Source organism: Olivibacter sp. EAT-5 (assembly GCF_044784325.1).
Lineage (GTDB): Bacteria > Bacteroidota > Bacteroidia > Sphingobacteriales > Sphingobacteriaceae > Olivibacter > Olivibacter oleidegradans.
In genome coordinates this window covers 2495712-2509079 of sequence record NZ_CP173028.1, presented here as the reverse complement: position 1 = coordinate 2509079, position 13368 = coordinate 2495712, and the positions used below count along the sequence as shown (strand labels likewise).

The 13368-nt window shown below is 42.1% G+C and carries 6 protein-coding genes; 1 reads left to right on the top strand and 5 read right to left on the bottom strand.

Features of this window, described 5'->3' with window-relative positions:
• A complete protein-coding gene (hrpB, locus tag ACH11B_RS10265; protein ID WP_377613530.1) occupies positions 1 to 2493 on the top strand; it encodes an ATP-dependent helicase HrpB in 2493 nt (830 codons plus the stop codon).
• 42 nt (positions 2494 to 2535) lie between these two features.
• Here the strand turns inward: hrpB and ACH11B_RS10260 are convergent, their stop codons facing one another.
• The 5 genes from ACH11B_RS10260 to ACH11B_RS10240 all read right to left on the bottom strand — a co-directional run bounded on the left by ACH11B_RS10260 (position 2536) and on the right by ACH11B_RS10240 (position 13290).
• Positions 2536 to 4179, bottom strand: coding sequence for a sodium:solute symporter family protein (locus ACH11B_RS10260; protein WP_377613651.1), 1644 nt, complete (start codon positions 4177 to 4179; stop codon positions 2536 to 2538).
• A 31-nt stretch (positions 4180 to 4210) separates the two neighbouring features.
• Positions 4211 to 6505, bottom strand: coding sequence for an FAD-dependent oxidoreductase (locus ACH11B_RS10255; RefSeq protein ID WP_377613531.1), 2295 nt, complete (start codon positions 6503 to 6505; stop codon positions 4211 to 4213).
• A gap of 136 nt (positions 6506 to 6641) precedes the next feature.
• A complete protein-coding gene (locus tag ACH11B_RS10250) occupies positions 6642 to 8858 on the bottom strand; it encodes a hypothetical protein (protein ID WP_404274018.1) in 2217 nt (738 codons plus the stop codon).
• A gap of 52 nt (positions 8859 to 8910) precedes the next feature.
• The gene (locus tag ACH11B_RS10245; protein WP_377613533.1) at positions 8911 to 10998 is read right to left on the bottom strand and encodes a sialate O-acetylesterase; all 2088 of its coding nucleotides are present in this window, start codon (positions 10996 to 10998) and stop codon (positions 8911 to 8913) included.
• 6 nt (positions 10999 to 11004) lie between these two features.
• Entirely contained in the window at positions 11005 to 13290 is a 2286-nt protein-coding gene (locus ACH11B_RS10240) for a hypothetical protein (RefSeq protein ID WP_377613534.1), read from the bottom strand.
• Positions 13291 to 13368 lie beyond the last annotated feature (78 nt).

Below are 13368 nucleotides of genomic sequence, written 5' to 3'. Positions count from 1 at the left end.
ATGTTATCTATTTTAGAGGAGCCACAACTACCCATTCAGCAAATCCTTTCAAAAGTTCAGGATTCATTAAAAAAACACCCCAATTTATTGGTTAGCGCTTCTCCGGGGGCAGGAAAAAGCACCTTGCTTCCTTTGCGTTTATTGGATGAACCATGGCTCAAAGGCAAAAAAATTCTATTACTGGAACCCCGTCGTTTAGCTGCAATCGCGATCGCAGGGAGAATGGCATCTCTATTAGATGAAGATATAGGAAAAACCATAGGTTATCGGATTCGATTTGAACATAAAGTAAGCAATAGCACACGGATAGAAGTGGTAACCGAAGGTATTTTGACGCGCATGATACAAGATGATAATGCCCTCGAAGCATTTGGTTTAATTATTTTTGATGAATTTCACGAAAGAAGTATTCATGCCGATACTGCGTTAACACTCTGTCTGGAAACGCAAGAAATCTTACGCCCGGATTTGCGATTACTGGTAATGTCAGCAACGCTCGATTTACCTAATCTGGCACAGTTATTAAAAGCTCCAACTATTGAATGTCCTTCGAGAACACATCCGATAGATATTATCTATACAGGAGAGCAAAACTTGGAAAGTCTTCCGTCTTTATGTGTTCAAACTATATTGCGAGCACTTCATGAAACCATCGGAGACATACTTGTCTTTCTTCCTGGACAGGCGGCGATTAACCGATGTAAAGATCTCTTGAAAATAAAAAAGACAACTGCAATTATCCATTGCTTATATGGGCAGCTCTCAATAGCAGCACAACAAAGAGCCATCCTCCCCGATGAAAAAGGTGGTCGGAAAGTCATCCTGGCAACCTCCATTGCCGAGACCAGCCTCACGATCGAAGGCGTTCGCGTCGTTATTGATAGTGGCTTTACGCGCCAAGCAATATTCGACGCTAAAACTAATTTGTCAAGCTTACAAACGGTTAGTATTAGCCTCGACTCAGCAATCCAGCGAAGTGGTAGGGCCGGTAGACTTGGCCCTGGAACTTGTTATCGCATGTGGTCTAAAACACAAGAGGCTAAAATGAAAACCTATCGCAATCCGGAAATTATCGATGCGGATTTGATGCCTTTAACCTTAGAACTGTTCAAGTGGGGGATTTCATCTGTGGACCAGTTAAAATGGTTAACACCACCGCCGCTCGAACGATTTCTGCAAGCACAAAAGATCTTAACTCGTATCGAGGCCATCATGGATGGAAAGATAAGCGCTCATGGCAAAATGATACATCGTTTACCATGCCATCCCAGGTTAGCGCATATGCTATCCGCAGCAGCATCCGAAAAATTACATTTGCACTTAGCAACAGACATTGCTGCTCTTCTAGAAGAACGCGATCCCCTAAGTAATACGATTGAAACTGACTTAAATTTGCGAATCGAAGGATTAAGAAGAGCGAGAAAAAATCATACGTATTATCAATCTTTCTCCAAAGTGATTAAGATTGCCGCCTATTATAGAAGGCTATTTGGTATTGAAGAGAACAATGACGATCCCGATCCTTACGTTAGTGGATGCCTTGTGGCCTATGCTTATCCCGATCGCATTGCCCGCAAGATAGAGCAGGGCAGCAACCGCTTCTTCATGGCCAATGGACGGAAGGCAACGCTCCTTCTAAGTGATAGCTTATGTAACGAAGACTTTTTGGTCATAGCCCATATTGATTTTCGAGGAGGAGAGGGCAAGGTATTTCTTGCCGCTCCACTAAAGAAAGAAGATGTTTTTCCTTTGACAACACACGATACAAACATTCAGTGGGATTCAAATAACGGGGCTTTCCTTGCAAGAGAAGAATGGAAAATCGACAACCTAATCGTTCAGACAAGGCCATTACAGCAAATCCCCCCCGATCTGGCCACCGAAGTGCTTTTAAAGGTAATAAAGAAAGAAGGGCTACATTTACTTAACTATACGACGGAGGTTGAACAATGGCAGAATCGCGTAATGAGCTTGAAATTCTGGGATCAGAAAGCATATTGGCCTAAAGCTGATACCGACAGCTTGCTTAATTGCGTAGAAGAATGGCTAGCGCCCTATCTTACTAAGTGCCGAAAAGCAGAGGATTTGAAAAAGTTGGACCTAATTTCGATATTGGTCCATTGGCTTCCCTTTGAGCTGCAAAGAAAGCTGGAAAAACTGGCACCAACCAAGCTTACAGTGCCCAGTGGATCTCAGATTAGGCTTCGCTATTTACCAAATGGCGAGTCGCCAATCTTGGCAGTGCGTTTGCAAGAAGTTTTTGGTCTACTCGAAACGCCTACCATCAATGACGGAAAAACGCCCGTATCCCTTCATCTGCTTTCTCCCGGTTTTAAACTTGTTCAAATAACCGCGGATTTAAAAAGCTTCTGGAGCAATGCTTACTTTGAAGTCCGAAAAGAGCTTAAAAGAAGATACCCCAAACATGCCTGGCCTGAAAATCCAATAGATGCGCCGGCCGCGCGAGGCGTCAATAAGCGAATGTACCCTTGAGTTTAGCTATCTATTTTCTACCATGGTAATTTGCATAAAATTTCATTGAGCACTTAAAATGGATTTCCAAATGGCACCACCTCCTAACATAATTCCGGCACCAACAATCACTGCTACTAAACCATCATCAGCTCCTATTCCCAATAAAGCGATTCCAAAACCAACAAGTGTTATCGAAAAAGCAATAACTTTTATACCGAATATATTTTGCTTCACAGAATCTTGTCGCTCGTTATACTCATGTATGGATTCCTCTTTTTTTGAAAACGCCGCATAATGTTGCTTTCGGTTGATCAATTCAAATAGTACTAAAATAGCTAAGGGCAAACCTACTCCGAGGCAAGTTTCCAGAAAGCGATCTAACCTTATACCCATAATAAATGGTGCGCCTATTTTCATCCATATGCTTACCACTAAGCTGACAATAGATGCAAAAACAATCGATTTTGCGGTCTGTTTCTTAGAAAACAATGACCAAATCAAGGGAGCGAAGAGTGAACCGCCCGCTATTGCCGCCGTGCTCAATACCATTTCAACAATTCCGCCAACTTTAGGTATCAGAATAGCAATAACCATTGTTAGCAATCCAAAAAGCACAGTGAAGACTCTTGCAACCCATACTAAGGTTTTGTCAGAAGCCTTCGGAAAAAAAATTTTTTTATAAACATCATTCGCAAAAACCACTGCAACTAAATTCAGTGTAGTGTTTGCTTTGCTTGCCGTAGCCGAAATCATTCCTGAAAGCACCAAGCCCACTAAGCCTGCAGGCAACACTTTTTGTGCCATCATCATATAAGCTCCTTCCGCTTCTATGCCCTGTAAATTGGGATTAATCACACGGTAAAGCATGGGAGGTAACATCCAAATAAACGGACAGATCAAATATAACCCTGTAAATAAAAACGCCACCTTACGCGCATTCTTCTCATTGGAAACACTGGTATAACGTTGCACATAGGGCCAGTTTCCTCCTATATAAATAGTTTGATATAAAAGAAAAGCAAAAAAGAATCCTATACTGTACTCACTGTTAAAAAAGTCAAAAAAATGGTCCGGAGCATTGGAGGCAAATGTCTGGATACCCCCTGCATCCTTTAGTGCCAGTGGAATTACAATTAATACCGCGGCAGATAAAACTACAAATTGCACCACATCTGTTACCAAAACGGCCCAAAGTCCTCCCGCAGCTGTGTATAAAATAATAATACCTCCAATAATAAGCACGCTGGCTTCAATAGAAATCCCCGAAGCAACATTTACCATCTTCCCAACTGGGTATAACACAGCCGCCACAGAAAACAAGCTATACAATAACGTTAAAGTAGTATAAAATTGTTGCGTCTTTACCCCGAAACGAACACCGATGTATTCTGCGGCAGTAAGCGCACCTGTTTTCTTCCATCGATGAGCAATAAAAATTGCTGTTATCAACCCACCTAGCATCATGGTTAACTGTATACCATTAGCCACGAAGCCTCCTTGATAAGCAATTGATCCCCATACAACAAAAGTACCAGCCGAAAAGTAGCTAATAAATAAGGAGAGGCCATTAATCCACCACGGTGTTTGCCCCCCAGCTTCAAAAAAAGTCGATGTATTTTTACTTCCTGAATAAGTAAACACCATTCCAATACATAAAATCAGAAGGGCAAATACAGCCATTACTACATAATCGATGTTATTCATCACAATCTAGGTCTTTATTTGTTAAATACAATTATCTTTGAGCATAACAGCGTATTCCAAATAAGGCTGCCGGAACGTTATTCGAAGGATGTGCCATGCTAACAATCAATTTTTCTGTTTCCACGGAACCATCGAATAATATAGCATTGATCGTTTGAAAATTATCTTGCTTTTCATATATAGTATTTCCCTTATCGTCTAGAATCTTATACGCTCTCACACAAAAAGGCATCACGCGTTCCGGGTGGGTCATTAGTACCGATTCCATTGGATGATCAAAATCCGTATCAAAGAAAAGGACCAGCTTACTTATCCTTTGTTTTTTATTCCAAACAATCTCGATGGATGGATTGGGATCTGTCGGATCCGCAACCCAGGCATTGCTTCTAACAGTTGGTCTATCTACACCATTTATAAGAAACCTAGGATCGAAAATATGCAATCCTTTAGAGACGCTTAACAATATATTTTGCCCTTCCGGCCTCCGCGCCGGACACCAAAATTCGAATGTGTCAACGCCCATATTTAAAGGCGGGATTTGCTTTCCATAATTTGACACGGCTTTATTTACCCCATTAAAAACAGCAACCAATCCCGTAGCCCGCTGTTCCGTATAAGGAAGTAAAATATTCGGATTATCTTTAAACACAAGGAACACGTATGTAGGATCAACCAGCGTCAGGTCAAAGGTTAATTCCAATAGTTGCTCTCCCTCGTTCAAGTCGAACGTTTGACTAGTCAGCAGCATATCCGGCGTAAAATTCCCTATTCTGCTGCTTTTTCGCAACTCCACCACTAATGTAGTATTACGAGTAGCCTTGACGGTTATTTTAAACGATGGGCACCTACCACTGGGTATAGGCAACAATTGGGCAGCAGCAATAAATAAGGGCTTCCACTGAACATCTATGGCATCAAACCCATTAAACTCCCACACAGAAGAAGCATTTATAGACGCTTGCTGCATCAAATCTAAGGGATCAGCCTGCTTTATATGCGGTATATAATGACCTATCTTTATTAATTCCCGTTGTAGTGTGTCTATTTTTTTTTCCTGTAAGAGTGCCGCCGGATTTAATTCGAACTGTCTGCATAAAACAGCTGCCATCCCCACCGCTTCCCCAACGTAGGCACTTGTAGCCATCACTCTAGTCGCTCCAAAAGCCACATGGCTTACGCTGATAATTCGTCCCGCCAGAAATAAATTCTTAATATTACGACTATAAAGGCAGCGATAAGGAATTTGAAAAACTCCTTTGCTATGCCACTGGTCACAAGCATTATTTTCACCGAACACGCCGTCCGCAGGATGTAGATCAATAGACCATCCGCCATAAGCCACGGCGTCCTCATGTTTTCTTTGCTCCACTAAGTCCTGTTGTGTCAACATGTAATCCCCTTCAAACCTTCTACTTTCTCTTTTCCCCGGAATAGCACCTACCCATTCCAAGGTCATCGTATCAGCTTCCGGAAAATTTCCCGAATTCTTGATATAATCCCACACACCATAGACAATCTTCCACAAATCCCATTTTATTTTCTCGCTATCATGCACCGTATCCATTCTGCCCCCATGCTCTACCCACCACAATTTACATCCAAATTCTTTGGCATTAAAATTCCTAAATCTGGGAATTTCTTTCGTTACATCCATTGCAAATGACGGCGGTATAAATTTAACCGGCTTACCAACATCTTTACTATAAAAATATAGGCTATGACCAAGTAATTCTCCGTATACAGCTCCGGGAGCCATCAGTTCACCAAACTCTTCTTTGCTTTCGGCCCCCATTCTGAAGGCTGCGCCCGCTAAAAAGCCAACAATACCGTCTCCGGAAGCGTCACAAAACAACGGTGCCTGAAGCTGATATTCAATGGAATTCTGACTACAAAATGCTTTCAGTGCCGAAATATGATCGGGCCCATCTTTCTCCACCTCATATACCATCGTATTCAGCAATAGGCTAATATTGGGTTCTTGAGCCACCTTGTCTAAAAGAATCATATCCAAAATAACAGGATTTCCTTCCGGATTGCGGTAAGTATTTTCCACCAATAATTCATCAACCACCCCTCCCTCTCGGCTCCATCGGTTGTTGTTACCCATATGAGAAGTAGCCCCTAATATCCACAACCGGATCTCACTGGAGGCATTACCACCAAGTACGGGGCGATCTTGTACAAGCACCACCTTGGAGCCTTTGCGCGCCGCCGTAATAGCTGCACAAACACCGGACAATCCACCACCAGTTATAACAAGATCAGCCTTTAGTACTTCTACATACTTATTCCTTCCTGCTGCTACGAATTCTTCTTTAAACTTCATCTGTTAATATTTATTGATATGTAATTTTATTTTGTCGGTAGCTTCGTTTCTTATTATTTGTTTCAATCGCATCCCTAAATGGTTATAAGCTCACCAATCCTTTTTTAAACATTTTCCTATTATTGCCGTGGAAACTTCATTCGTAAATTTCATATCGATGTCCTGGCAGCAGCCTAAAGGACCAACCTAAATTTTTATGCTTTGCTTCCAGTTCAACCTCTTTATTCGTCGCCAGATCTTTCACCCTCACATTTTCCTTGATGATGCCTTTTCCTCTTTTATTAACAGTAGATTTTCCGCTGCCATCCGGAAAATAGAAATCATACAAAAATGCTCTTTCTGATACCGGATATATATCTGCGTAAAACGCATCGCCTTGTTTCCTTACTAAAATCCCGTCCCCACCTACAAATAAAGGTAACTTGTCGGTAGGAAATTCATATTCCTGCAATGTACAAGGCCCATTAAAAACGGTCCCTTTTTCAAAATCTATCCACCTCCCTGCCGGCAAGTAGACATCCCGAGAAGTAGCGGTGGCATAATCATTTCCGTACACTGGAGTAGCCAATAAAGATTCACCCAACATCCAAGCATATTGCCGGTGTTCCTTCCCCGCTAAATAATACGTATTTGTATCTGTAGGAAAAGCAATTGGCAACGGTGTCATCGTATACGGATAACCTTCTTTAAAACTTTTAACTGCCGCACTATAGAGATAAGGCGCATATTGGGTATGCCAATCCGCTGCTTTCTTGACTGCATCCTTATAATGGGTATTTGTAATATTCCATGGACCTAGTCCCATCGCCATCACCGGGCTTACAGCTGCCAGCATTGCATTTCTGGCAAAATATAGTTCTTGATCGTTCGTAAGCGGCAGTTTTAAATATTTACCCGCCACAATATCTAGATAGACAGCAGATACACCACTTGCAGCATAATTCAATCCATTAATAAGGGGCCGATCCTGGTCATGACCATATTGGGTATCCTCCAGACGTAAAATATCACCAGGCACAGCATAAGCTCCGTTTCTGGCCATTAGTAAGTATTCTTTATCAATCAAGGCCCGATTCACCTCATCAACCTTGGCGTCATTATTTAACTTGGCACCGTCCAATAACATGAGATCTTCCTTAAATCCCTTCACTCCCCATTTGTCTGCGCCCCTCACGTACCAGTCAATCGCTCGTCTATTCCCACCATTTAGCAAAAACACGTTTCCCTGCGGAAAAACGACTTTATAGGTCTCCGGATTCATCGCGGCATCCGTCACAAAATAGCTTGAATCCAAACCCTGCAAGGTGAAAGGCCCATCGTTGGCCTCATAAAAGTTACCCTGATATTGCCGAGGAGCTTTAAAATTAATACGCAATCCCACTAATAAATCTATTCCCCGCTCAGCAAAAAACTTTTTAAAGCCTTTCACATCGGGGTATCTCGGAGAAGGCAATCCATCCTTTCTCCCTCCTTCCTTCAGGTCATCCCATATACCAAAACTTGTTGTACTGCCTTCACTTGGATTTTTTCTTTCTCCTTTCCAAAACCCCGAACCTACCACGGCCCATTTAGGTCCAAACCCATTTTTCAAATAATGATCCAAATCTTCTTGCACCGAATGCTGAAAAGTATTCCATCCCAATGAGCCAAATGCTTCATACCCCAATTCGAAAAAGCGGTATTTTGGTTTAATATCTGGGTATCCTTCCTGAATTTTTAGTTGCTTATAACTACTGTAGATCGTTCTCGGCCTACCAAGAAGATAATAAATTTTAGCCTCCTTAACACCTACAGCACCTAAACGGTTTTCTCTATCGCTAATCGCTACCCGTTTTGTTCGCTTTTCGAAAAGAACCTGCGCAAATTGATTTTGTGGAAAAATAGAGAACGTAGAAATAAAGCGATGCCCATTGTCCCGATTGCCAAAATCATCCTCTATAAAATTACGAATGGCCATGTTGTCTCCATAACCTCCATGATCGCCTAAGCCATAGGCCGGGCTAGCAGCAGCGGTACAAAAATCGATCGTAAACAAGCTATCCACTTGATTGGATATAAACGGTTGCAGTTTTAAGGCAACATAATTTGTATCAAAGAAAACACTCAATCGCGCTTTCATGCTTTGCTCATTTTCAACAGCCAACTGCAACAGGCTCTCCTCTTGTTTTAATATTCCTTTCGCATTAGCAGGAAGTGGAGGTCTTTCCGCTCCTTTTGCAAAACGGATTCCAGCTTGCGCGTGTGGCGATATAGCCTCAATGTGCTGCCGGTTTAATAAAATACCATAGCGCAAGCCCTGGGGTATGATAAAAAAAGTATAGTGATCTCTTCTGATAAATAATGTATCAGGCAAGTTTGTGGCCTTCGCAAATAAGCAGGCGAAACAACATAAAAACAAAAGACCTTTATTTTTCATCTAAAATATCACCCTTTACTAAAATTTTTCCTATGTAGATTTGAGCATGCGCATATTTCTCCGGATGCGCGGTAATATCATCTAGTTGATCCGCTCCTAAAATCTCCCTTTTGTCAGGTATTATTTTATCTATACTAAACGTCACCTCATGTTTTCCAAGTGAGGTCTGTAACATAAAAAACTGTCCCCTGTAACGGTTGTTACAATTAATATTAAATCGGTTAAGTACGGCTTGCCCTTCAGACACAACGTTGTAACGCACACCTTTATCAACAAGCAGTTGCACTTCTCTGCCATCCAGCGTCACCTTAAGTTGTCCAACTTCCGGACCCCCTATGTCGAATAAACCAACAGCATCTCCTTCAAAACGGATCGTGCAGCTGGCTCCCGCTTGATCGGCTGTCATGACTGTAGGAAACCACACGCCAAACTGTTGCAGTTTTCCGGTAGTCGGAATCTCTTTCCAATCATCCGAAAATATTGCGCCTTCTTGAGGGCTTATCCATTGCGCTTGCTCCCAGTTATCAACATACAGTGCAGAAGGCAAATCAGGCGCAGCCTCTTTTCCTGACACAAAAAGCTCAAGTGCAGCACGAAACATCCTTACTATCGCAGCAGCATATAAGTTTCCTCCAATCGGTAGTGGGTGAACGCCATCTTCGGTAAAAATTGGTTTTCCAAGTTTATTTCCAGCATCACCTTTTGCTATCAGTTTTTCCTGTTGTACCATCCAAGCCGGGTATAAAGCCATGTGTACCGAAGGCAACTGATAGTGATCGGCCAGTTGTTCTATTTTAGCAATATGGGTTAAAATAGTTCCTTCTTGGTAGGCCTTTAGTTGTCCTACCGTCGCTGCATAGATCAAGCAGATATCGATTTGAGGATCAGTTTTTTTAATTTGCCGAATAATCCCTTCCATTCCTTGCGGAAAACCACCATTTGCAGCAAACTCTATAAAAACGAGGTCCGGCTGCTTTGACAATAATTGGTCGGCCACTCGGCAGGCTCCTAAATCAGCGTCCGTTCCAGGAATTCCTGCTGTTAGCTCAACAAGTTCATTATTGGGCAATAACACTTTAAGAAGTTCTGTAGTCTGTTTACGATACCCTTTATCTGCCTGTGTAATACTTCCCCCAATATATCCCACACGTAGCTTTTTTCGCTCCCTGGCTTTTTTAAAAAAATTAGCCGCTCCCTTTCGCAACTTAAACTCGTCAATCCCCTTAATCTGTAATGCTCCTGTTTTAGGCAAGTTCTGCTCAGCTATGCCGAGCTTGTTGGCAACCTTAAACGCCAATGAATCTCCCACTTTATTCAAGCCTTCTTGGTTGTAATGAATCTCGTCCGTCATTAAACCGCTGTCTATAAAACGATTTGTTCCTTCAAAAGCGATATACACCGAATCCATCTGTTTAGCTACGTGGTCTTGACTGACCCGTACCTGATCAAAACCCAATCTCGGATGGTTATTGTAATAACCGGTTTTAACTATAAAAAATGGCGTACTCGCATGCATGGCTGTTCTAAATCGTACGATCAGTTCTTTAAGACTTCGCTCGTATGCTGCTTGCGCTAATTTCCCGCTATTAATCGCATTAGCGTCTCTCTCCCCTTGTAGCCAAATAATACCACTAAGTGGCAGGCCGGTCTTTTTCATAGCGGCCTCTACTTTGCGTAAAGCATTATTAAACAATCTTCCGGAAACCGCCCATGTCCCATAATTATCCAATTCGGCTTTTTCATGACAGGAGCTCCCTCCTCTGGAAGCTGGCACTAATACAATCGTATCGCCCGTAAGTTGATAAAAAGTATCAGCAAAAGCGGGCCAGGCACTTCCTGAGCTTGCTGATTCAAAATCCAACTCATTAGCGCCCACGGGATCAATCAGCGGTCTTAATGAGTCTGCTTGGTAAACATATTCATAAGCCACTCCCGGCATTATAGCAGGAGCTAAAGAAGCATTGCCCTTTCCTACACTATTGCTCTGGCCGGCCACTAAAAACAAGTACTTAGCCGCCTCCACTTTCCATATAGCGCAGCTCAACAATAAGAAAATGTAACAAAATTTCAACCTCATTATAAATCAATCAATAGTAATAGCCGCTTCCTTACTAAAATGTGCCAAACCGTAAGAAAAAGTAAGTACATCACCTTTTTTTATTTGGTATGGTAACTCTTCCAACTTCAATCTTTTCTTAAAATACAAGGCATCTGTTCCTTCCTCTTCCAGTACCAGTGTCGTTTCATCTTTGCCATTTTTAGTTACCCGTATCTCGGCTCGTTCTTGTACCAAAGGATTTAAGTTCAGTGGTACAGCCAGTTGCACTAGGAGTTCTTTATTCTTTGATTCGCCAACTACGCTCAATTTTGTTAAATCGTAGTTCCGATAGGCAATCCCTTCCATCCAGGCTGTGTTAAAAGTGACCCAACCTTCCGTATGGCCGGGATCTCCTCCGTAAGAATCATACGGATATACATCCTCCTTCGGTGAACCATCCAACACCCCTCTTACCGTTTGCAACATGCCTGCTCCGCCTTCATATTCCTGAAACCAACCTAGGTCGGCCCCTTCAAAATCAGTGCAAGCATCGTAGCTATAATGCCTGCCAGCGGGATTTCTACCAAACACATTATCAATCTGTCCTACCGCTATTTCTTCTAATCGCTTGTTCAGCTTCTCGTCAGTCAACACCTGTTTTGCAACCAAAGCAGCTACCGGAAATCCAGCAATATTACCGGGCTCATTAAAACTACCATTCGGATTAAACGTCGGATCGTTGGCCGATTTAATATCAGGGATTACCCATTTATCTTCTTTATATTTTCTAAAGTCCCACATATTATCCGAACGTGAGATGGCCACCTCAGCCCACAACCTTATCTTTTCAAGCAACTTTTTTGGTGCCTTATCGGGATACTGTTTTAAAAAATAACCCAACGATTGCATCGTTACGTACTCATTCATTCGTTGTCCTTTCGTAGTTGCAGGATCCTTCCAATCCACATTGTCAACAATCCACTGCGTTTGCTTCATCGCTGCATCCCAGTAGCGTATAGCATCCCTTCTTCCTTCGCGTTTAGCGACTTCAAACAGCATTAGGTTTGGCACAATTGAGTGCCCTGGAGGAAACTGCCCCTTACCCGTTCCCATAATGGTATAAGTTTGAAAAAGATTGGCACTATGCTCAATATCATGCCAGCGCCATCGATTATTGTCAGCGGTTTCCCAGATAGCAAACACATAGTCCCTTGCTTCTTCATATACCTCTCTCGGTATATATTCACTTAAATACGGATATGCATATAGGAAATAAGCCAATTGTTCCTTTAATAAGGTATGATTCACTTTTCCCCTCAAGTAAATGTCTACTGCATAATATATGAGACGAACAATTTCCGGCGTATTTTCAGGGAGCCTTTTCCTCAAACCAATATATTGTCCTTCAATGGGCATGCGATCTACCGAAAAGGCGTCAGGATTCGAGAAATACAGGTTGATTAAGGCTTGTAACTCAAAAGAAAATTGATGGCTATCCCGCCAAGCGATTCCTAGAAAAGGGCAACCTGCATCTTGCACCGTTGGTTTAAAACTGTTTGTATTTCCGTACCAACACCTATCATCTATCATAAACTGTATGGCTGGTTTATAGGAAACACGCTCGATTAAATAGGGAGCTATTGTAAAAGGGAAAGAGACACCTACATCCTGCCCTTTAACAATTATTTTATAACTGGACGAGCCCTCTGGATTAAAGGCCGTAAAATCACCTATTTTATTTTTTATCACCCCTTCAAACAGCATTTTGTCTTCATCCGCTTTCGCGATAACAAAGGGTGTTCCATTCGCAGCAAGTGGGGCCGTAAACCGCTTTACTGCACCTGTATTATAACCACTTTGGTTTACCATTACGGGTTGCCGCTCGTGAGCAAAGACTTCTAATTCACCCATCACCGTATTATTCTTGGGTTTATACTCAACTACTAACTTACTGGCAGTAACCGGTGTAAACGTTATCAGCTTTTTCGCTGGCAGTACATTAACAAAAACCTCCTTCTTTTCAGAAACGTTAATCGTAAAGATCCGAAGGGTATCTGTTCCCTTAAAACCTCTAAGAAGTATACGATCAATATTGAACGTCCCCTGCAAGTCCACCTCTATTCTATTAATAGGAGCTGTCGGGTAAGCATAAAACAAGGTGGCATCCTCCCCGTCGACAAAGTGTTCGCCAGGATTATCAGAAATTTTAGGAGTAACGGAAACCGGCTTTCCTTTAGCAAGATTCAGCATCTGCGCTGCAAGCTTATTGAAAAACAATAAGCCTGCAAACAAAAAACAGACTGTTAACTTTCGATTTATCATTGGTTTCATCCGTAAATAACTAGTTCGTTTGTATTATATTTTTGCACTCATAAAACGCATAAGCGCTTTTTTATCCATTGGGAGGTT